At 58.7% G+C, this 20,440-nt stretch carries 18 protein-coding genes and 1 tRNA gene; 6 read left to right on the top strand and 13 right to left on the bottom strand.

The features are described from left to right. Window positions 1–57 precede the first annotated feature (57 nt). Window positions 58–1,065: a GlxA family transcriptional regulator gene (locus tag K3J57_RS03865; protein ID WP_259794116.1), complete on the bottom strand. Its 1,008-nt coding sequence runs from the start codon at window positions 1,063–1,065 to the stop codon at window positions 58–60. Between the two features lie 227 nt (window positions 1,066–1,292). On the opposite strand from K3J57_RS03865, the gene K3J57_RS03870 reads away from it, so the two are divergent. Next, window positions 1,293–2,051, top strand: coding sequence for an NAD(P)-binding domain-containing protein (locus tag K3J57_RS03870; RefSeq protein ID WP_259797193.1), 759 nt, complete (start codon window positions 1,293–1,295; stop codon window positions 2,049–2,051). 116 nt (window positions 2,052–2,167) lie between these two features. Here K3J57_RS03870 and queF read toward each other — a convergent pair whose 3' ends face one another. From queF to K3J57_RS03895, 5 genes are all read right to left on the bottom strand, one after another. Beyond that, a complete protein-coding gene (gene queF, locus K3J57_RS03875; RefSeq protein ID WP_055188900.1) occupies window positions 2,168–2,632 on the bottom strand; it encodes a preQ(1) synthase in 465 nt (154 codons plus the stop codon). Window positions 2,633–2,644: 12 nt separating this feature from the next. Then, the gene (queE, locus tag K3J57_RS03880) at window positions 2,645–3,352 is read right to left on the bottom strand and encodes a 7-carboxy-7-deazaguanine synthase QueE (RefSeq protein ID WP_259797194.1); all 708 of its coding nucleotides are present in this window, start codon (window positions 3,350–3,352) and stop codon (window positions 2,645–2,647) included. A 2-nt stretch (window positions 3,353–3,354) separates the two neighbouring features. Then, window positions 3,355–3,714 carry a 6-carboxytetrahydropterin synthase QueD gene (gene queD, locus K3J57_RS03885; protein WP_259797196.1) on the bottom strand — a complete coding sequence of 120 codons (360 nt, stop codon included), beginning with the start codon at window positions 3,712–3,714 and terminating at the stop codon, window positions 3,355–3,357. Beyond that, window positions 3,714–4,415, bottom strand: coding sequence for a 7-cyano-7-deazaguanine synthase QueC (gene queC / locus K3J57_RS03890; protein ID WP_259797197.1), 702 nt, complete (start codon window positions 4,413–4,415; stop codon window positions 3,714–3,716). The genes queD and queC overlap by 1 nt, the downstream gene beginning before the upstream one ends. 326 nt (window positions 4,416–4,741) lie before the next feature. Beyond that, window positions 4,742–4,815 (bottom strand) — tRNA-Cys (locus tag K3J57_RS03895). A 360-nt stretch (window positions 4,816–5,175) separates the two neighbouring features. Here K3J57_RS03895 and K3J57_RS03900 point away from each other — a divergent pair. From K3J57_RS03900 to K3J57_RS03910, 3 genes are all read left to right on the top strand, one after another. Further along, window positions 5,176–5,829, top strand: a complete 654-nt coding sequence (locus K3J57_RS03900) for a protein-L-isoaspartate O-methyltransferase family protein (protein ID WP_259797198.1) — start codon at window positions 5,176–5,178, stop codon at window positions 5,827–5,829. Window positions 5,830–5,932: 103 nt separating this feature from the next. After that, window positions 5,933–7,279: a TolC family outer membrane protein gene (locus K3J57_RS03905; protein ID WP_259794121.1), complete on the top strand. Its 1,347-nt coding sequence runs from the start codon at window positions 5,933–5,935 to the stop codon at window positions 7,277–7,279. A gap of 171 nt (window positions 7,280–7,450) precedes the next feature. Continuing rightward, window positions 7,451–8,746 (top strand): hypothetical protein, encoded by a 1,296-nt coding sequence (locus tag K3J57_RS03910; RefSeq protein ID WP_259794123.1) that lies wholly within the window; start codon window positions 7,451–7,453, stop codon window positions 8,744–8,746. A gap of 4 nt (window positions 8,747–8,750) precedes the next feature. Here K3J57_RS03910 and K3J57_RS03915 read toward each other — a convergent pair whose 3' ends face one another. Then, window positions 8,751–10,196, bottom strand: a complete 1,446-nt coding sequence (locus K3J57_RS03915) for a cobyric acid synthase (RefSeq protein ID WP_259794124.1) — start codon at window positions 10,194–10,196, stop codon at window positions 8,751–8,753. A 124-nt stretch (window positions 10,197–10,320) separates the two neighbouring features. Beyond that, window positions 10,321–10,638 (bottom strand): DUF6280 family protein, encoded by a 318-nt coding sequence (locus tag K3J57_RS03920; protein WP_055190757.1) that lies wholly within the window; start codon window positions 10,636–10,638, stop codon window positions 10,321–10,323. 252 nt (window positions 10,639–10,890) lie between these two features. Here K3J57_RS03920 and efp point away from each other — a divergent pair, with 252 nt between their 5' ends. Both efp and K3J57_RS03930 read left to right on the top strand, forming a co-directional pair. After that, window positions 10,891–11,454 (top strand): elongation factor P, encoded by a 564-nt coding sequence (gene efp / locus K3J57_RS03925; protein ID WP_055190709.1) that lies wholly within the window; start codon window positions 10,891–10,893, stop codon window positions 11,452–11,454. A 69-nt stretch (window positions 11,455–11,523) separates the two neighbouring features. Further along, window positions 11,524–12,099, top strand: coding sequence for an rRNA large subunit pseudouridine synthase E (locus K3J57_RS03930; protein WP_259794125.1), 576 nt, complete (start codon window positions 11,524–11,526; stop codon window positions 12,097–12,099). 120 nt (window positions 12,100–12,219) lie between these two features. Here the strand turns inward: K3J57_RS03930 and ygfZ are convergent, their stop codons facing one another. The 5 genes from ygfZ to K3J57_RS03955 all read right to left on the bottom strand — a co-directional run bounded on the left by ygfZ (window position 12,220) and on the right by K3J57_RS03955 (window position 20,304). Beyond that, window positions 12,220–12,960: a CAF17-like 4Fe-4S cluster assembly/insertion protein YgfZ gene (gene ygfZ, locus K3J57_RS03935; protein WP_259797199.1), complete on the bottom strand. Its 741-nt coding sequence runs from the start codon at window positions 12,958–12,960 to the stop codon at window positions 12,220–12,222. Window positions 12,961–12,970: 10 nt separating this feature from the next. Then, window positions 12,971–14,824, bottom strand: coding sequence for an ABC transporter ATP-binding protein (locus K3J57_RS03940; RefSeq protein WP_259786412.1), 1,854 nt, complete (start codon window positions 14,822–14,824; stop codon window positions 12,971–12,973). Between the two features lie 8 nt (window positions 14,825–14,832). Further along, on the bottom strand, window positions 14,833–15,516 hold the full coding sequence (locus tag K3J57_RS03945; RefSeq protein ID WP_173485527.1) for a phosphatase domain-containing protein: 684 nt from the start codon (window positions 15,514–15,516) through the stop codon (window positions 14,833–14,835). Between the two features lie 255 nt (window positions 15,517–15,771). After that, a complete protein-coding gene (locus tag K3J57_RS03950) occupies window positions 15,772–16,887 on the bottom strand; it encodes a pyridoxal phosphate-dependent aminotransferase (protein WP_259797200.1) in 1,116 nt (371 codons plus the stop codon). A 288-nt stretch (window positions 16,888–17,175) separates the two neighbouring features. Further along, complete coding sequence (locus K3J57_RS03955) at window positions 17,176–20,304, bottom strand: valine--tRNA ligase (RefSeq protein WP_259794129.1); 3,129 nt, start codon at window positions 20,302–20,304, stop codon at window positions 17,176–17,178. Window positions 20,305–20,440: the final 136 nt, after the last annotated feature.

Below are 20,440 nucleotides of genomic sequence, written 5' to 3' on the forward strand. Positions count from 1 at the left end.
AGCCAAGAGCATTTGAAAAGGCGGCCTTAGGGCTGTCTTTTTGCTTGGGGGACAGGTTTATTCATGCCAGGTCTTGCGAAATGATGAGGGCGAATGCCCATATCGCTTGCGAAACTGATTGGCCAGTTGCGAGGTGCTGGTAAAGCCCGACGCCGTGGCGATTTCCGTGATCGACAGGCTGGTTTCATTCAGCAGCGCATAGGCGCGTTTCACCCGCAAATCGGCGTAAAACTGCAGGGGCGAGGTGCCGACATAGAGCTTGAACAGGCGCTCCAGCTGACGCCTTGAGATCTGCACATGCTCTGCGACCTCATCCATGCTGACCCCCTCCTCCAGCTGGGTGTTCATGAATTGCATCGCGTTGATCAGGTGCTGGTTGCGCACGGACAGGGCTTCGGAATAGGCGGATTTCTGGGGGGATTTCCGCGTATTGGACCGGGCGTGAATGCACATGTCGGCAATAATCACAGCCAGGTCTTTGCCGTGGTCGCGTTCAATCATGTAAAGCATCATGTCAAGCGAGGCATTGCCGCCCCCACATGTCATCACCCCATCATCCACCTCAAACAGGTTGTTTGACGGGTGAAGCCCGATGAAATGCTCTTTGAAGGCCGGCTGGTTTTCCCAGTGCAGCGTAAAATCCCGGTTCTTGAGGAGCCCGGCTTTGGCAAGGGTAAAGGCCCCGGTGCAGATCCCCCCAATCCGGCACCCAAACGCGCGCTGCCGCGAAATCCAGTTCAAAATACGTGGGCTGGTCGTGTCCGCCGGCTCCACCCCAGCCACGACAAACGCGAGGGAAGATTTCGGCAGGTTGATCAGACCGAAGTCCGGCACAACGGCAATACCGTTTGAACATCGGATCTCCTGACCATCCTCGGTCAGGAGAAACCAGCGATAAAGCTCTTTGTTGGTGACCTGATTGGCAATTCGCAGGGGTTCGACAGCGGCGCTCAGCGCCAGCATCGTCACCTTGGGCAGGAGCAGAAAATAGATATCTGTCGGCCCCCCCTCATGCTCAATCGGAAAGGAGGCCGCCCCTTTTGAGATAAAGCTGCGTTCTGTCATCTTGGCAGCCCCGGCTGAGAAGCCTGGCAAACTGCTGGCGCGTATCTGGAGTGCATGCTGGGCCTTTCGGGTCGGATATCAAGAGTTTCGGCTGAAATGTGGGTTTGATGGCCGGTATTATGCGACAAAGATGGACGTTTTGCGACATTGAGGGCGGGTCTTGCCTATCGGTTGGCGTTTGTATCTGATTTGAAATGCATGAAATCCACCTTGCAAGGGAGAGCTCCGTGGCGCGTATTGGCTTTATCGGAACTGGCACGATTGCTTCTGCCATGGTGGCGGGGCTGGCGGGGCAGGGGCATCAGATCCTGATTTCACCGCGCAACCGTGAGGTCGCAGAGCGGTTGTGCCAGGCACATGCCGAGGTCGAAATCGCCGAAAATGCAGCCATTGCCGCACGCGCGGATGTGGTCTTCATCTGCCTGCTGGCGGATGTCGCGCTGGATGTGCTGCCGGACCTTCCGTTTCATCCCGCACAGGCCGTGATCTCGGTGATGACAGATTTGCCCCTTGCCGATCTGAGGCGTCTATGTGCGCCGGCGACGGATCTGGCGATTGCCATTCCATTGCCTTCAATCGCTACGGGGGGATCTGCGCTGCCGGTTTATCCGGACAATGTGCAGCTGGCCAGGCTGTTTGGGGACCGCAATAGGCTGATCCCTTGCCGTGACGAACATGCCCTGAATGCGCATTTTGCAGCCTCCGCGCTGGCCTCTCCCATTCTGGACCAGATGCGGCAGGGGGCGGCGTGGCTGGCGGATCAGACGGGTGACAGCAAAATGGCCGAGGCTTTTGTGGCGACCATGTTTTCTGGCTTTCTGTCCAATATGGCAGCAGATGATGAGGTGGGTTTTGAGCGCCTTCTTCAGGATCTGTCGACAGAAGGGGGGCTGAATGCAAGCCTCCGGGATCACATGCGCGACAAAAAGGCGCTTCAGGCGCTGCGCGAAGGGCTGGACCTGCTGAAACCGCGTCTGGATTTGTGAGGCCGGGCATGGGGCAAAAGAGTGCGCAAGGCTGAAACGCAGCTGCGGATATCAGCCTTGCAGGTGTTTCGGACACATCTCAACCGCCCGGTTCAGGCGGTCCTTTGGGGCGCGGCTTAGCCTCGTCCGCGATAGGGTGGCACGCCCTGATCCGGGATCCAGACGCTGTCGGGTTTCGGGCCGGATTGCCAGAACACATCAATCGGAATGCCGCCGCGCGGATACCAATATCCTCCGATGCGCAACCACTGTGGATCGAGGAATTCATGCAGACGACGGCCGATGGAGACGGTGCAATCCTCGTGAAACGCACCGTGATTACGGAACGCGCCAAGAAACAGTTTCAGTGACTTGCTTTCAACGAGCCAGTCACCGGGGACATAGTCGATCACCAGATGGGCGAAATCCGGTTGTCCGGTCATTGGACAGAGCGAGGTGAATTCCGGCGCGGTAAAGCGCACGTTATACGCGGTGTCCGCCTGAGGGTTCTGCACCCGCTCAAGCACGGCCTCTTCCGGCGAGTTGGGCATCACGGTATCGCCCCCCAGTTGTTTGAGGTTGGCATAGATGCTGTCGGTCATGGGATGTCCTTTCTAAACACCGCGCTTGTTGCCCCACACCAGCACATGCAGTTGCGGCAGGATGCGCGGGGCAAACCAACGGTCTTTCATCGTCTTTTCAATGAGCCACAGGAGGCGGTCTGTGGTTTGTTCAAGATCTACGGGCACTTCCGGGTCGACGTCAGGGTTGCCGGGTTGGAGGAAGAGCGGCAAATCCGGGTAACGTGCTGCGGCCTCTTTTGCCCAAGCATAGTCGGCATCGTCAAAAATGACGATTTTCATGACCACGGTCGGGCGATTGTCGGCTGCGTGAATGCAGTCGGAAAAAAGGCTCCAGTTCACCACCTCTCCGCTGGAGGGGGGCTTGGGGCTGAGAACCAGAGTATCAAGCGCAGAAAACCAGGACCGCGCAACGGACCCCTGTGTTTCACAGGCAAACCGGTATCCTTCTTTTCGACCCAACGCGATCAGGGGCGCGAAATCCTGAATGGCCGGATTGCCGCCTGAGATGGACACGGTCAAAGGCTGGTCACCCGAAAGATGTCGCACCTTCGCCCAGACCTCCTGCTCCGTCAGTGTGGCCCAGTCGTGCCGATAGGCGCTGTCCACCGCATGCAGGCTGTCACACCAGTTGCAGCGATAATCGCACCCACCGGCGCGCACGAACACGGTGGGTTCGCCAATCAGGGCCCCTTCGCCTTGAATGGTCGGGCCAAAAATCTCGGAAATACGCAGTGACATGGTCAGGCCCCAGGTCGAAATTCGGCCCAGGTTTTGGGGGTTTCGGATACTTTGACCGAGCTTGTTTCCGGCCAGCGGGCCTTGCACCAGTCAAAGAAATGCCGCGCCATGTTTTCCGCAGTGGACGGGCCATTCAGCACGTCGTTGAGGTGCCGGTGATCAAACCTGTCATCAATGTAGCATTTGAGCGGGCCCAGCTCGTGATAATCCCGCACAAACCCATCTGCGTTCAATTCTGAGGATGCCAGTTCGACCACCACGATGTAATTATGTCCGTGCAACCGGGCACATTGGTGGTCTGCAGGCAGATGGTCCAGCTGGTGTGATGCGGAGAAGTGGAATTCCTTGCTGATCCGATACATCACGCACCTCCTTTCTGCCCGGTGACATCCTGCCAAAAATCCGGATCTTCATAGATGGTCGGATCGTTGATGCCGGCAAGATGGAAGGCCTCGCGTCGTTCGACGCAGGTGCCACAGCGACCGCAGTGATGCAGCCCGCCTTTGTAGCATGACCAGGTTTCAGCAAAAGGTGTGCCCACTTTTGCGCCCTCGGCGACAATGTCAGCCTTGGAGCGGTGAACAAAAGGGGTAAAGAGGGCAACGTCGGCATAGCCATCAAGAGCTGCACGCTGCATTTTGTCAAATGCCTCGGTAAAGGCAGGCCGACAATCCGGATAGATGAAGTGATCCCCCCCATGAACCGCGGTGGCGACGGCCTCATCCCCATTTGCGGCGGCAATCCCGTAGGCAATGGTCAGCATGATCGCATTGCGGTTGGGCACCACCGTGATCTTCATGGTGTCCTCAGCATAATGCCCATCGGGGACATCAATATCATCCGTCAACGCAGATCCGGAAAGAGCCGCGCCAATGGATCGCATGTCAATCACGTGGTGGGGGACGCCCAGGCGCTCGGCGCAACCCGCTGCATAGCTGAGCTCTTTGCGATGGCGTTGACCATAATCAAATGAGATGAGACGCGTGAGATCACCTTGGTCGGCAATCACATGGGCGAGCGATACAGAATCAAGCCCGCCGGAGCAGACAACATTGGTTTTCATTTTTCAGTCCTTGTTTTGGTGACCGGGTAGGCTGCGACCGGTGGGGGAGGCATAGAAGATTACCCTTAAGAGATCAAGCCGCAGAACCGGCGTGATCGGGTATGGTTTGCCTTGGGGGCGGTGCATGTCTGATCAGTGGAAGGCAAAAACAGGCGAAATGGATCTGCCTATGAGTGCGTGAGCGGCGCCCAAACTGAAATTCTCGCACGGGACCTGATTGGAAAGAGGGGTGTCGCATTTGCAGCGGCTAGCACAGACCGTAACCAGCAACGCGCCTGCACAGAGGGCGTCCCAAGACGCCGAAAGCAATATGGAATTGAGGGAAGTGGAGGCGAGTACCGGAATCGAACCGGTGTACACGGATTTGCAATCCGCTGCGTCACCACTCCGCCAACTCGCCATTCCAAGGACAATGAAGCAGCCCGTGGTGCAGGCTGTTGATCCTGCCGCACTTACTATTTGTCTTCTCCCATGTCTGCAAGACCAAAATGTGCCTGTTGGTTTGCAATTTGCGGCAGGTAAAGATTGCCTGTCAGGCAAGCGACGTCCTGCGAGGCAGCCCGGAAAGCAAAACGGCCGGGGCAATTGGGTCGGGCAGCCGGCCAGAACGATCAGGCAGGGAAAATTTTCAGAATCCTTTCAGAGATGAAAGGTTTGCAAAATAAGGCAGGTGGCGCGACAGTTCGCCCCTTGTGGGATTGCCCGTTTATTCTATCTATGGCAATAGGAACGGGATGTTCCAGAACAAGAAGGCTCGACCATGACCGACTTTGCCGCTCGCCGCACAATGATGGTGGACACGCAGGTGCGCCCCTCTGATGTGACCAAGTTTCCGATCATTGATGCGATGCTGTCCGTCCCCCGCGAGGATTTCGTGCCGGATGCCAAGCGTGAAGCTGCCTATATGGGCGAGAATATCGACCTGGGGGGTGGCCGCGTGGTGCTTGAGCCGCGTACACTGGCCAAGATGCTGGACGCGCTGGATATCCAGTCGGATGAGCTGGTTCTGGATCTGGGCTGCGGCCTTGGCTACAGCGCCGCGGTTCTGGCCCGGCTTGCCGATTTTGTCGTCGCGGTGGAAAGCGATGAAAGCATGGCAGCGGATGCCCAGTCCAAACTGTCGGAATTCGGCGCCGATAATGTTGCCGTCATTCAGGGGGAGCCGTCCGAGGGGAACGCCAAAAACGGCCCCTATGACGTGATTATCGTTCAGGGTGCCGTTGAGCAGGTTCCGGATGCTCTTCTGGAGCAACTCAAGGATGGCGGGCGTATGGCGGCCATTTTCGCCGACGGAAAACTCGGCACCGTGCGTATCGGTTATAAGATGGATGGCTCCATTGTTTGGCGCCACGCGTTTAATGCAGGGGCGCCGGTGGTGTCCGGGTTCGAAGCGGTCCGCGCCTTCGTCCTCTGACCGACCGCGGCAAAGGTTGCCCCTTACCAAATGCAAACTTGAGAAAAGTGAATATATCATGGGTTTCAAAGGAAAATTTGCTGGGGTAACTGCGGCCGCAATTATGGCCATGACACAGGGGGCCTGGGCTGAGAGCCTGGCGGACGCCATGGCCTCTGCCTATAAGAACAGCGGCCTTTTGCAGCAGAACCAGGCCGTGTTGCGGGCAGCGGATGAGGATGTGGCAATTGCCCTGTCCGCGCTGCGACCGGTGATCCAGTATTCCCTGTCCCATGGTTGGAAGGACATTGATGGGGCAGGACCTGCGCCCAGCGGTCGTGCCAATAGTGCGGAACTGAGTGCAAGCTTGCTGCTTTATGATTTTGGTCGCAGCCAGATGGGTGTCGAGGCGCAGAAGCAGATTGTGCTTGCCACCCGTGAGGCGCTTGTCGGGGTCGAGCAGAATGTTCTGTTGCGGGCGGTGCAGGCGTTTCTGAATGTCCGTTCCGCCAATGAGAATGCAACCCTGCAGGCCAATTCTGTTCGGGTCCTGACGCAGGAATTGCGCGCGGCCCAGGATCGGTTCGAAGTCGGAGAGGTCACGCAGACAGATGTGGCCAACGCACAGGCCCGTCTTGCCTCGGCCCGCGCGGATGAAGTGGCTGCGCAGGGGCAGCGGGCCATCGCCCGCGAGGAATATCGCGCCGCCATCGGTCATTTACCCAACAGCATGCCCGGCACGCCCCCTTTCCCGAAAACCGCAAAATCTCTGAGTGAGGCGCAATCCATTGCCCGTGCTCGGCACCCCAATATCCGGGCAGCCCAGTATCAGGTGGCCGCCGCGGATCTCGGGATCGAGCGGGCGAGGGTTGCGATGAAACCCTCTTTGCGTGTTGGGGCATCAACCACATTGACCGACCGGATTGATGATGGCATCGGGGCCAATTTCAACAATGAGATTGGTCTGTCCCTTAGTGGGGATCTTTATGCAGGTGGGCGCCATTCCGCGACCTACCGTAAGGCGATTGCACAGGCTGAACAGGCCCGTTTAGCATTGCAGCTGGCCCGTCTGGCCGTTGATCAGGAGGTCGCAAATGCCTGGTCGCAGATGGCCATTGCCACTGCCAGCCTTGAGGCAACGGACCGTCAGATCCGGGCAGGCCGGGTTGCTTTGCGCGGCACCCGTGAGGAAGCAACGCTTGGCTCACGCACGACGCTGGATGTGCTGAATGCCGAACAGGCGCTGCGCAACGCCGAGGCCGCGCGGATCTCCGCCCAGTCGAGCCGCTATCTTGCGGCCTATTCGCTGCTCGCCTCGATGGGGCTGTTGACGGCGGAACACCTGAACCTCGGCGTCGTCAGCTATGATGCAGAGGCTTATTATAACGCTGTGCGCAACGCACCCGTGCGTAAGATCAGCCCTCAGGGCGAGCGCCTGGATGCGATTATTTCGATCCTTGGGCGGCAGTGATTGCCCTGTCCAGGTTGAAACGGCCAGATTGATAAGAGACGCATTTCAATCAGTTTGGGCGCGGGGGACTGCGCCCAAGCTCTGTTGTGAGAATCAAGCCTGCCCTGTAAACTGACCCGGTAAATCCCGGCGGGACCGGGAAAAATAACAGTTTATAGCAGGTAGTCAGGCATGTCAGATCCCGTTTCCAACGCAGATATCGAAGATGTCCTGTCTTCGATCCGTCGTCTCGTCTCGGAAAATCCGGCCCCCCAGCCTGCAGGCCAGAATGGATCCGGCCATATTGTATCCGGGCAGAGCGCCCACGGCCAATCTCAGGGCGGGGCGCCCTCACCTGAACCTGTCGACAAACTCGTCCTGACACCTGCCTTTCGTGTGCATGAGAATGCGACGGGGATGGATGCGCCAGAGCGCGCAGAAACCCCGGTGTCGGAAGACGCGATACATGAGGTGATGGAAGACGCCTTCCTGGAGGACCGTGACGAGGTCGTGGATGACCAGGGCGACGCCGCAGAGTTCCCAACCCAGACCGATGATGATGTCATGTTCCTGCATCGCCCCCTCAACCTTGCGCAGGAAGATGGGATCGCAGACAGGGTTGAAGATCCCGGTGCGGAAGAGGGGGATGTTTCCACGGAAAAGGCCCTTTCGGACCCGCGCCTTGAGGCCGGGACGGAGCTGAATGGTCAGGAGGTGACGCCAGAGCCTGCGGTCGAGAGCGATCAGGGAGATGACGGCGTTGGTGTGCTGGAGCAGTCTCCGACGGATGCGGGCGACCTTGCCGAAGATCACCCCACCTTTTCGGCCCCGCAGGGTGATGCGGCTGAGGGAGCGGAAGGCGGTGAAAGCCTCGATCCGGCTGAGGACGCATTTGTCTCGACCGGTGCTCAGGATGAACCGGAGACATCAGAGGACACCACTGCCGTCGTGGCGAGTGTGGAGGACATGACGTCTGACGCAGCGGCCAGTGAGGCTGAAGAGAATTCCGGCTTGGAGCATCGCGTGGCGGAGCTTGAAGCCGCGGTGAATGATAGCCACGTCGAATTTGAACCCGATCTGGGGGATGCGGTCGAGGATCTGGGGCCGGGTATTTTCCTGCGCCGCCGTGCGCAGACCCACACGGATGCGGCACAACCGGACAGCGCGCCCTCTCATGAACAGGACGAGACGCCAGTATCTAATCAGGACTTGGACGATTTGGACGCGGAACTTGCCGCCTTCATTGAAGAAGACAAAAATATCGACGGTGTGGCCGAGACTGTTTCTGCGGATGAGGAGGACGCGACACTCTTTGCAGAAGATCAGGCGGAGACCGACCTGATTGACGAGGATATGCTGCGCGATCTGGTGATGCGTCTGGTTCGTGAAGAGCTGCAGGGGGCGGTGGGGGAAAAGATTACCCGCAACGTGCGCCGTCTGGTGCGCCGCGAAGTCGAACGCGCCCTGACCCTCCGCTCTCTTGAGTAAGGCGTTACTGCGCCAGATCGTAAAGCATATCGAGGTCCAGATGAGCCTCGACATGATCAGCCAGAGCATCAAGTGTGGCCTCTACCTGCGCTTCATACCCGTTCGGCGTCACTGTTGCGCCAAGCGATTGCAGGTAATGGCGTCGGAAGCCATCCGCTGAAAACAAACCGTGCAGATAGCACCCGCGCACCCGCCCGGTTTCATTCATCGCCCCCTCGCGGCGCGCACCGATGTCCAGCCAGGCCCGGTTGCAATCCGCGCCATCGGTTTGGCCAAGATGGATTTCATATCCCTCCACCGTTTCGCCGCTGATCCGGTCCATGGCGATGGTCAGAGCGAGGGTCTTTTTGGGTTCCAGTCGGGTGACGACGTCCAGATGACCAAGCCCCGGAACCCTTCCCGGTGGGCCTTCAATCCCATCGTCATCCCAGATCTCGCGTCCCAGCATCTGATAGCCGCCGCAAATTCCCAAAACATCGCCACCGCGCCGGATATGGGCCGATAGATCAATGTCCCAGCCATGCGCGCGAAACTCGGCCAAATCCGCGATTGTGGATTTTGAACCGGGGATCAGGATCAGGTCGGCATCAAGGGGCAGGGGGCGACCCGGCTCGATGATCTCAACCGTGACATCCGGTTCGTTTACCAGCGGGTCGAGGTCGTCGAAATTGGCAATGCGCCCAAGTTTCGGGACCACGATTTTGAACGTGCCGCCGTGGCGGCTGGTGATGTCGAGCACATCTTCGGCAGGCAGGCGCCAGGCATCGGCAAACCAGGGCAGGGTGCCGAGATCGGCCCAGCCGGTGCGGCCTGCAATTTCGGCGGCACCTTCGGCAAACAGGGTCACATCCCCGCGAAACTTGTTCACCAGAAAGGCCTTGATCCGGTCACGGTCTGCAGGCGGCAGAACCGCATGGGTGCCAACCAGTTGGGCAATCACCCCGCCGCGGTCAATATCCCCGGCCAGCACCACCGGCAGGTCCGCCGCTTCTGCAAAGCCCATATTGGCAATGTCGCCCGCGCGCAGGTTCACCTCCGCCGGGCTTCCTGCACCTTCGACAAGGAGCAGGTCCGCCTCTGATTTCAAACGGTTGAAGCTTTCCAGAACCTTCGGCATCAGGCTGGATTTCATCTTGCCATAATCCCGTGCCCTGAGCGTGGTCAGGCGTTTCCCCTGCACAATCACCTGGGCACCGGTGTCGGTCTCTGGCTTCAAAAGCACCGGGTTCATGTCCACCACCGGCGGGAGACCACAGGCCCGTGCCTGCAGCGCCTGGGCGCGACCGATCTCTCCGCCATCAATGGTGACGGCGGCATTGTTTGACATGTTTTGCGGTTTGAACGGGGCGACCCTGAGGCCTCGTTTCACAAAAGCACGTGCAATCCCTGCCACCAGCATGGATTTGCCAACGTTTGAGCCCGCGCCCTGGATCATGATGGATTTTGTCATGCCAGATCCTTAGGGGGTTTTGGCCGCGCTGCCCAGTCTTTTGGCGACGGGCAAGGTGAAGAGAGCGACAAAAGAAAACGCACCCCCGAGAGGGTGCGTATTTCCAAGGCTGAAAAGCGCCAGATCAGGCGGCTTCAGCGGCCAGCGCGTTGCGGCGCTCGCTTTCTTCACGTGACAGGGCAACCGATGTGCGGATCCCTTTGCCAACAAATTCCATCAGGCCCTTGACCACCCGTTCATTCGGGTCGATGCCGGCACAGCTCAGCACTTCACGCCCGTCCCGCGAACGGGCCCAGCGGGCGATCTGATCCGGCCCATTGCCGTATTTCTTGTCATCTGCAATCGCATCGTCGAGGGCAGCCAGAACGACGGCGGCAAACAGTTTGCGCGCGCGATTGCCCTGTTCGTGGTTGAATGCAGTACCGTCTACGGAATCCAACATGCGTTGTCCTTTTTTATATTCTTGCTCTTGCGCTCCCAAGGCGTTCGGCCAATATGGCTTTTTCGCCGCGATTCGGTATCCCTTGTGGCGCATGGCTGCCATGCTTTTGTCGCATGGCTGTTACAAAGCGTTAAACATGTGCAGGATTGTATGCCCCGCGCCCCAGATCAGGATATCGTTGTCTTGCATGGGCAAGACCGCCAAGATATAGGTGCACAGCAACGAATTACAACCTCTTAAAGGTCAATTAACATGCCCAAGATCAATGGTAATGAAATTCGCCCAGGCAATGTGCTGGAGCATAATGGCGGCCTTTGGGCGGCTGTGAAGGTCGATCACGTGAAACCCGGAAAAGGCGGCGCGTTCGCGCAGGTCGAGCTGAAAAACCTGCGCAATGGCTCGAAGCTGAACGAACGGTTCCGCTCAGCGGACAAGGTTGAGCGTGTGCGCCTTGAGCAGAAAGACCAGCAGTTCCTCTATGAAGATGACGGCATGCTGATTTTCATGGACACAGAAACCTATGAACAGAACCAGATCCCGGCAGACCTGCTGGGGGAACGGCGCCCGTTTTTGCAGGACGGCATGACCATCGTGGTGGAGTTTTATGAAGCTGAGGCGCTGAATGCGACCTTGCCTCAGAAAGTGACCTGCACGATTGAGGAGACCGAACCGGTCGTCAAAGGTCAGACCGCTGCCAACTCGTTCAAGCCCGCGCTGCTGGACAATGGTGTGCGCGTGATGGTGCCGCCCTTCGTGGGAACCGGCGAGGCGATTGTGGTGAACACCGAGACCATGGAATATTCGGAGCGCGCCTGAGCCTTCGCGTGATGACATGCAAGAAAGGCAGGGCTGCATGCCCTGCCTTTTTGGTTTTTGAGGACCGCCATGACAACCATCCTGTTCAATAAACCTTTCAACGTCTTGTCGCAATTTACCGACAAAGGCACTGAGGGCAGTCCGCGCGAGACCCTGTCCAGCTATATCAATATCCCCAAGGTTTACGCAGCAGGGCGTCTGGATCGCGACAGCGAAGGTCTGCTGGTGTTGACGGATAATGGGGGGCTTCAGGCCAAGATTGCCAATCCGAAGTTTAAGCTGGAAAAAACCTATTGGGCGCAGGTTGAAGGGGTCCCGGATGAAGACGGGCTAAATGCGCTTCGGAAAGGGGTTGACCTGAAAGACGGGCGAACCCGCCCCGCCAAGGCGCGTCTGATGGATGAACCCAAAATCCTCTGGCCGCGCATCCCCCCCATTCGGGAGCGCAAATCCGTCCCCGATAGTTGGATCGAACTCACCATTCGAGAGGGGCGAAACCGCCAGGTGCGACGGATGACAGCAGCGGTGGGGTATCCGACCTTGCGCCTGATCCGCTATCGCATCGGTGATTGGACCTTGGATGGCATTCCCTCGGGGCATTGGGCCTATGCGCCGCAAACGCCGCGATTTGGTGGCTCTCTCTGATTACTCCCCGCCACCGGCGCCCGCTTTTTCTTGCCTGAAATACCTCGGGGTGAGCCTCGAAGAGGCGAGGGGCAGAGCCCCTTTGCCAGGTCTGGTGCCATACGTGGCCATAGGTGCTGGTCAGTTGCTCCACAGGATCTTTGCATCTCCGGCCTGCATCTCACCTTGGGCGCGGTCAAACCGCAGATAGGCAATCGCCCGGTCACCGGATTGGGTGAACAGCGTGCCGGCCGCTTTTCCGTCCGAGGTGATCTCGCTGCCCACGGGGGCGGTGCCCGTGATTGCGACCTGCACCAGCCCTTTGCGCAGCTCGGTCTTGTGTTTCATCCGCGCCGTAACCTCCTGGCCCACATAGCAGCCTTTGCGGAAATCCACCCCATGCAGCCGGTCGAAACCAGCCTCAAGGATATAGCAGTCCGGCCCCAGCTCAATGCCAGTTTCCGGAATGACATGTGCCACGCGGATTGCGTCCCACTCCACCTCTTCCGAGGGGCGGCCATCATAGCTGCGCCAGCCCAGGTCCGGGTGGCGTGGATCGACAAAGCCCCCCTCCGGAGCTGGCCCCAGACCGCGAGAGGGAGAGAGGGAGGTCTCTTCGATCTGAACATCTGCACGCAGCCGATACATGTTCAGTCTCTGGGCCAGAGCTTTGGCAAGGCCGTGATCCACATCCAGAAGAATGCTGTCATCGGCCGGGATCAGCAGGAAATCGGCAATATATTTGCCCTGTGGGGTCAGAAGGGCCGCATAGACCATACCATTTTCCAGCCGTTCCACGTCATTGGTGACAAGGTTTTGCAAAAAGGGCACCCGGTCCGAGCCGGAAATGCGCAGCACCGTGCGGTGGGCAGAATTGCTCATGTTGCGTCCTTTAATTGCGCCCAAAGCCAAACAGGCGTTTGAGGCTGAATCTTTTGGGGGTATCCACCTTTTTCTGATGGCGGAGTTTGCGGGAGGCGGCCTCTTCAGCTGTGGGGCCGCTATCCTTGAATTGCAACGCATGGAGCTGGGCGTAAATACCCCCCCGTTCCAGCAGCTCTTCATGGGTGCCCTGATCCACCACTTGTCCCTGATCCATCACGACAATCTTGTCCGCCGCCTGAATGGTAGAAAGGCGGTGGGCAATGACCAGGGTGGTGCGGCCCTGTGACAGCTCGTCGAGAGCCTCCTGCACCAGCTTTTCCGACTTCGCATCCAGTGCCGAGGTCGCCTCGTCCAACAGCAGGACGGGGGCGTCACGCAGGACGGCGCGGGCAATGGCGATCCGCTGGCGCTGACCGCCAGAGAGGTTGGAACCACGCGGCCCGGCCTGTGTATCAAGGCCGTTCTCCATACGGGGCAGGAAGTCATCCACATGGGCAGCCTTGAGGGCGTGGTTCAGAAGGGCGTCGTCTACGGTTTCGCGCCCCATAAGGATATTGTCACGCAGGGTTTCGTCAAACAGAAGGGCCTCTTGGCTGACCACGGAAAACAGCCCGCGCAGCTGCTCCAGCGGCAGCGAGGTGACATCTGCCTTGCCAATGGTGATGGCCCCGCTATCGGCGTCGGCCAGTCGGGTCAGAAGGTTGAAAACCGTGCTTTTCCCCGCCCCGGAGGCCCCCACAAGCGCGGTGGTCTGACCGGCCTTGGCCGTGAAGCTCGCGCCGCGCAGAACCGGTGTGTCGCCATAGGAGAAATTCACGTTTTTCAGCTCAATATCCGCATCACGCGCGGGTTGCGCCAGACGTTTTGGCGCCGCGGGCGAGGTGATGGTGGGTTTGGTGTCAAAGATCTCCCGGATCCGTTCAAGACTGGCCAGTGCCGCCTGCCAGGCGCCGGACACCTTGCCAAGGTTGCGCAACGGGTCAAACACCAGCGCCATGGCGGTGAAGAAAGACATGAACTCGCCCACGGTCTTGTCGCCATCCACGATCTGCAGCCCGCCATAGAACAACACGCCAAAGAAACCGACAGCGGCAATGATGTCGACCATGGCGATGATGCCGGAGCGGTTGGCCTGGCTTTTCAGATGCAGCCCCGCATATTTCTGGATATTCGTGACGATCCGGTTTTCTTCCCGATCTTCGGTCCCTGTCAGCTTGACCTGATTAATTCCGTGAAACAGTTCATCCAGGCGGGTCGAGATCTGCGCTGCCGCCGTGCGACTGTTGCGTGTGGTCTTGCGCACTTTCTTTTGCAGGATGTTCATGGGCAGGACCAGAATGGGTGCTGCGGCCACGGCGATCAGGACCCAAAGCCAGTCAATCCAGAGCGCTACCCCCAAAAGTGCGATCAAGGACACCACGTCGCGGGCGAGGGCGGACAGGATGACCTCCCAGATATTGGCGGTGGCCTGCACATCCCCACGCACGCGCTCCATCAGGGTGCCCGGTGAATTGTCGCGGAAATAGCTGCTGTCAAGCGTCAGCATATGCGCAACCATGTCCCCCTGCAGCCGGGCCGCCACCTGTTGACCCACATAGACCATCAGAACCTTGTGCCCGAAGGCGGAAATGGCGCGCATGATGAAAATGCCGGCAACGAGGATCGCAACCAGCGCAATCGACCCGGTGGTTCCACCAGCAAAAGCGGTGTCAAACATGGGTTTGATCATGTAGCTCAAAGCGCCAAGGGCCGACCCTTCCAGCGCCATCAGCAGGACGGCCACAATCAAAGGAAGGCGATAGGCGCGCAGATAGTCGCGCCAGAGCCAGCGGATCATCGGATCACGGGTGGTGTCACTCATCGGTTGGGTTACATCTTTCGGTTGGCCTGAAACGAGGCGGTCAGGGTTTCAGGGTCATAGTGATCCCGGATCCAGTCACGGATCGGCATGGGCTGAGTTTTGATATGTGCAGCATAGGCGGCAATCATGTGATCCAGAATACCGGCCTTGGTCCAGCTTTGATGCGCATATTTGATTGAAAGCTGTCTGGCAGCCTCTTCAACCGGGGCCCCCATATAGTCGATCAGGTAAAAGGCGGCGGCCAGACCGGTGCGGTCTGCTCCTGATTTGCAATGAATCAGCATCGGCTTTTCGACCTTGTCCATCAGATCAAATAGCTCCAGATAAATCTCACGCGACAAAAGGCGCTTGGCATTCAGCTGCAGGTCATAAAGCGCCATGCCATAATCGGCGCAGGCCTCTTTTTCGAAGGAATAATAGGGATAGGGCCGCGCCCCGCGCAGATTGATCACCGATTTGATGCCGATTTCGGCCAGGCGCGGAAAATGCACAGGGTCAGGCTGGTTGGAGCGCCAGGCCTCGTCGGACAGTTTGTAACGGTTCGGGATGAAACGGCGAATGTAGGAATGGTCGATCACCGCGCAATAAAGCCGCCCGTTGCGTCGCAATGCGGGGGTCGAGATATCAGGGCCGATGCTGCGTTTCCACGCCCGGTCTCTGGATCTGATCTTGGCATATAAACTCGACAGCATCGCCTGCTCCGTAAACTCGTATCCGGTGTAGCTTTTTCATGAGGGGCAGACAAGCGCGTGCGCATCGCGGTGATTGCAAACCGCTCAAACGGGTTGGCATGTTTGAATAACCCATCTGAGCCGTCCATGATGTAAAGACGTATATGCCAACGGATTGGTGCTCTGCCCCCATGTTGATTGCGCCCGCGAGGTAAGGGGGCTTGCTGGGGCAAACGACCCTGATTTGGGGCACGGACCCGCCCGGATCGGTTGGGATCACCCGTTTTGAAGTTCCTGCAAGGCATCAGGAAGGGCTGCTCCAAACGCGTCAAGGTCTTCGGGGCGGCCGGCAGAGACGCGAATGCAGCGGTTTTGCGGCGCGGCAAAAGGCATGCGGACAAAGATGTCCCGTGCGATCAAAGCCGCAACCAGATCCCGCGCAAATGCGCCATCATGCCCACAATCAATAGACACGAAATTCGTGGCCGAAGGTAAGGCGGTCAACCCATTGGCCGCCGCGATGTCACCGATGCGAAGGCGGGCGGCCGCAACATTGTCCAGCGTCTGCCTGAGGTAGTCCTGATCTTCAAGCGCGGCCAGAGCCCCCGCCTGACTGATCCTGCTCATACCGAAATGGTTGCGGATCTTGTTGAAGGCTGTGATCAGCGGTTTGGCTGCAATGGCGTATCCCACCCGCGCACCTGCCAGCCCATAGGCCTTTGAAAAGGTGCGGAAACGAATGACGCGCGGATCTTCGGGGACCAGATCCGGCATCATGCCGTCCGGCCCGAACTCTGCGTATGCCTCATCCAACACCAGCAGGCAGCCTTCCGGCAGGGCCTCAATCATGGCCTGCACGCGGGTGCCGTCGTGCCAGCTCCCCATCGGGTTGTCAGGATTGGCAAGATAAACCAGCTTGGCCCCGGTTTCAGTTGCCTTTGCCACCAGCGCCTCCGGGTCCTCATGATCATCGCAATAAGGCACCGTAACCAACGCTCCGCCAAACCCGGCAACGTGGTAATTGAAGGTCGGATACGCCCCCTCTGAGGTGACAACCTTGTCACCCGGACCGATCAGCAACCGGACCAGATAGCCCAGCAACCCATCAATCCCTTCACCAACCATGATGTGCTCCGCCGCGATCCCATGATGCGCCGCCAGTGCATGGCGCAGCTCATGACTTTCCGGATCGCCATACATCCAGGCCTCGGCAGCCGCCGCCTGCATTGCCGCAACCGCCTTTGGTGAGGGGCCAAAAACATTTTCATTGGCCCCCAAACGGGCCAGAAACGCCCGTCCGCGCGCCCGCTCCTGCGCCTCGGGGCCAACAAAGGGCACAGCTGCTGGCAAACTGTCGGCAAGCGGGGTGAGGCGGGCATATGTCTTGGTCATGAACCCGTTAGATCAGCCTGTTTCAAAAAGCGCAATGCCCCTATTTTCTGGTTGAAAATATCCCGGGGTGAGCCGCCATGGCGGCGAGGGGCAGAGCCCCTCATACCTCCCAAGTGAGTTTCCCCAAGGCGTTTGGGAGAAACATATGTCACGGCGTTTTCCGAAACGCTTTACGTAACGGCGCTCCTCTCAGTGGGCATGCTCGCAGCGGGCAAGCAGAAGAGGGGAGGCAATCAAAAATGAAAAAGCCGGGCACATGGCCCGGCTGTCTCAGGATTTTCAAAAGTCTCAGTCGATCTCTTTCAACCGGTCAAGCGCGGTTTTCAAAACCTCTTCTTCGGCTTCGCGCGCCGCGAGGTTCGCACGGGTTTCTGCCACCACCTCAGCCGGGGCGCTTTCGGCAAATTTCGGGTTTTTCAACCGTCCGCGCAATCCGCCGAGTTCTTTGCCGAGCTTGCCCAGCGTCTTCTCCAGCCGCGCAATTTCCTCATTCACGTCAATGATATCGGCAAGGGGCAGGGCAAAGGTTCCCCCGTCGACCGCCACCGTGATGCAGCCTTTGGGCAGGTCTGCCATTTCGGTGATGCTGTCCACGCGCGCCATTTTCTGAACCAGCCCGATATTCTCAGCAAGCGCCTTGCGCCCCGCTGCATCCAGTTCCTGCTGGATCACCGGGATTTTCAGACCGGCGGGCACATGCATCTGCGACCGCGCAGACCGGATGTTTTCGATCAGCGAAATCACCCAGTTCATTTCACGCGCAGCGTCTTCATCCACCAGTTCCGCGCCATATTCAGGCCAGTCGGCATGGATCAGCATCGTCTTGCGCGGGGCAATCTGCGTCCACAGCTCCTCGGTGATGAAAGGCATGATCGGGTGCAAAAGGACCAGACACTGGTCGATCACCCAGGCCATGGTGGCGCGGGTTTCGGCCACCACTTCAGGGTCTTCCGCATTCAAGAGCGGCTTGGAAAATTCCACATACCAGTCGCAGACCTTGCCCCAGACATAGGCATACAAACCATGCGCCGCGTCGTTGAAGCGGTAAGCGGCCAGCGCCTCGTCCACATCTGCGCGGATCTTGGCGGTTTCCGAAATGATCCAGCGGTTCACGGTCTGCGTGGCCGTTGCAGGATCAAACTCCGCACTCGGTTTGCATTCATTCATCTCGGCAAAGCGTGCAGCGTTCCAGATCTTGGTGCCGAAATTGCGATAGCCCGCCACGCGGTCCTTCGACATTTTCAACACGCCCCCGATTGAGGCCATTGCGGTGTTGGTGAACCGCAAAGCATCCGCACCGTATTCGTCAATGATCTCGAGCGGGTCGATCACATTGCCCGTGGTCTTGGACATTTTCTTGCCCTTCTCGTCACGGACCAATCCGTGCAAGTAGACCGTGTGGAACGGGTTTTTGCCGCAGACCGCCTGAGACATCATCATCATGCGCGCGACCCAGAAGAACAGAATGTCCTGACCAGTGATCAGCACGTCACCGGGGAAATAGGCATTGAGCTCATCTGTGTCCTGCGGCCAGCCCAGCGTGCCGAAGGGCCACAGACCCGATGAGAACCAGGTGTCGAGCACATCTGCGTCGCGCCAGACCGGGTAGACCAGTTTGGTCGGGTCCTGCTCCATCTCATATTGGGCCAGCGCCTCTGCAAAGACGTGGATTGCAGCGGCGCGGTTTTCCACTTCAACCACGCGGGCGGCGTTCAGGGGCGTGGGCAGACCGGCAAGGCCATCGGCAAACCGGTTTGCCACATCGTCAAAACTTGCCGCACAGGCGGATTTCTCATGACCGGGCAGGAAATCCTGCTCCAGCATCAGCCGCCCCATTTCCACGATGTCAATTGCACCGTCCTGTTCGTCATCCACATACCCGTTGGCGGTTAGGTCAAACCCATACCAGACCGGCACCTGGTGACCCCACCACAGCTGGCGAGAGATACACCACGGCTCGATGTTTTCCAGCCAGTGATAAAAGGTCTTCTCGCCGCTTTCGGGCAGGATTTTCACGTCTCCGTTGCGGACCGCGTCCAGCGCGGGGCCTGCGATCTTTTCGGCGTCCACGAACCACTGATCGGTCAGCATCGGCTCGATCACAACCTTTGATCGGTCACCAAAGGGCTGCATGATCGGCTTGTTTTCCACGTAAGGCACGGTTTCGGTGATCAGGTTGCCCTCGTCTTCGCGGGTCTCCTCGATCATCACGGCCAGACCTTCCGTGGTGATCTGCTCCACTACCAGTTTACGTGCCTCGAACCGATCCAGACCACGGAACTCATCAGGCACCAGGTTCATCGCGGCGATTTTCGCCTCGTCGAAATCTTCTTCACCATTTGCAATGCGCTGGGCAATCTCGGCTTCTTCGGCATAGGGGCGCCCGTCGGCGCGCATATGGCCGCGCGTGTCCATCAGCGAATACATCGGGATCTCGCCGCGCTTGGCGACCTGATAGTCGTTGAAATCATGTGCGCCGGTGATTTTCACGGCACCCGAGCCGAAGTTCATATCCGGGTATTCGTCGGTGATGATCGGGATCAGGCGGCGATGCTCTTTCGGGCCAACCGGGATTTCGCACAGTTTGCCCACGATGGGCGCATAGCGTTCGTCATCGGGGTGCACCGCAACCGCGCCGTCGCCCAGCATGGTTTCCGGCCGGGTCGTGGCGATGGAAATGTAGTCACGCTCTTCTTCCAGCGTGACGTTCCCGTCCTCGTCCTTCTCGACATAGGTATAAGTCGCGCCACCGGCCAGCGGGTATTTGAAATGCCACATATGGCCTGCAACTTCGATATTCTCGACCTCAAGATCAGAAATCGCGGTCTCGAAATGCGGGTCCCAGTTGACCAGACGCTTGCCGCGATAGATCAGGCCCTTGTCATACATATCGACGAAGACCTTCAGAACAGCATCATGGAAGTTGGCCGAGTTCTCGTGGCCCACGCGCGGATCGCCCGGCGCACCGGCCATGGTGAAGGCGTTGCGCGACCAGTCGCAGGTGGAGCCAAGACGTTTCAGCTGTTCAATGATGGTCGAGCCGTATTGGCCTTTCCATTCCCAGACCTTCTCAAGAAACTTCTCGCGGCCCAGATCGCGGCGGCCGGGTTGCTGGGTTTCAGCCAGCATCTTTTCCACCTGCAACTGGGTGGCGATACCTGCATGGTCCTGCCCCGGCTGCCAGAGCGTGTTGTATCCGCGCATCCGGTGCCAGCGGGTCAGGATATCCTGCAGCGTGTTGTTGAACGCGTGGCCCAGATGCAGCGCACCGGTCACGTTGGGCGGCGGGATCATGATGGTGAAACTGTCTGCCCCCGGCTTGGCATTGGCGCCCGCCTTGAAGGCCCCTGCCTCTTCCCAGTTCCGGTAAATCCGCGCTTCCGCTGCGCCTGCGTCAAATGTTTTGTCCATGGCCATGGGTTCTGTCCCGTCATTTCATGTGTTGATTGGGGTTTAGCGGGTGAAAGCCAAAAGGGAAAGAGGGCGCAGGCCCGCTCTCTTTTCCTTGCCTCAAATATCCTGGGGTGAGGGCGCAGCCCGAGGGGCAAAGCCC

This window comes from Aliiroseovarius crassostreae (assembly GCF_025137635.1).
Classification (GTDB): domain Bacteria; phylum Pseudomonadota; class Alphaproteobacteria; order Rhodobacterales; family Rhodobacteraceae; genus Aliiroseovarius; species Aliiroseovarius crassostreae.

Excerpts from the sequence above, each read along its gene's own strand:
- K3J57_RS03865 (WP_259794116.1), bottom strand. The coding sequence starts at position 1,065 with ATGACAGAACGCAGCTTTATCTCAAAAGGGGCGGCCTCCTTTCCGATT.
- queF (WP_055188900.1), bottom strand. The coding sequence starts at position 2,632 with ATGACCGACAGCATCTATGCCAACCTCAAACAACTGGGGGGCGATACC.
- queE (WP_259797194.1), bottom strand. The coding sequence starts at position 3,352 with ATGTCACTGCGTATTTCCGAGATTTTTGGCCCGACCATTCAAGGCGAA.
- queD (WP_259797196.1), bottom strand. The coding sequence starts at position 3,714 with ATGTATCGGATCAGCAAGGAATTCCACTTCTCCGCATCACACCAGCTG.
- queC (WP_259797197.1), bottom strand. The coding sequence starts at position 4,415 with ATGAAAACCAATGTTGTCTGCTCCGGCGGGCTTGATTCTGTATCGCTC.
- K3J57_RS03900 (WP_259797198.1), top strand. The coding sequence starts at position 5,176 with ATGACCGACTTTGCCGCTCGCCGCACAATGATGGTGGACACGCAGGTG.
- K3J57_RS03905 (WP_259794121.1), top strand. The coding sequence starts at position 5,933 with ATGGCCATGACACAGGGGGCCTGGGCTGAGAGCCTGGCGGACGCCATG.
- K3J57_RS03910 (WP_259794123.1), top strand. The coding sequence starts at position 7,451 with ATGTCAGATCCCGTTTCCAACGCAGATATCGAAGATGTCCTGTCTTCG.
- K3J57_RS03915 (WP_259794124.1), bottom strand. The coding sequence starts at position 10,196 with ATGACAAAATCCATCATGATCCAGGGCGCGGGCTCAAACGTTGGCAAA.
- K3J57_RS03920 (WP_055190757.1), bottom strand. The coding sequence starts at position 10,638 with ATGTTGGATTCCGTAGACGGTACTGCATTCAACCACGAACAGGGCAAT.
- efp (WP_055190709.1), top strand. The coding sequence starts at position 10,891 with ATGCCCAAGATCAATGGTAATGAAATTCGCCCAGGCAATGTGCTGGAG.
- K3J57_RS03930 (WP_259794125.1), top strand. The coding sequence starts at position 11,524 with ATGACAACCATCCTGTTCAATAAACCTTTCAACGTCTTGTCGCAATTT.
- ygfZ (WP_259797199.1), bottom strand. The coding sequence starts at position 12,960 with ATGAGCAATTCTGCCCACCGCACGGTGCTGCGCATTTCCGGCTCGGAC.
- K3J57_RS03940 (WP_259786412.1), bottom strand. The coding sequence starts at position 14,824 with ATGAGTGACACCACCCGTGATCCGATGATCCGCTGGCTCTGGCGCGAC.
- K3J57_RS03945 (WP_173485527.1), bottom strand. The coding sequence starts at position 15,516 with ATGCTGTCGAGTTTATATGCCAAGATCAGATCCAGAGACCGGGCGTGG.
- K3J57_RS03950 (WP_259797200.1), bottom strand. The coding sequence starts at position 16,887 with ATGACCAAGACATATGCCCGCCTCACCCCGCTTGCCGACAGTTTGCCA.
- K3J57_RS03955 (WP_259794129.1), bottom strand. The coding sequence starts at position 20,304 with ATGGCCATGGACAAAACATTTGACGCAGGCGCAGCGGAAGCGCGGATT.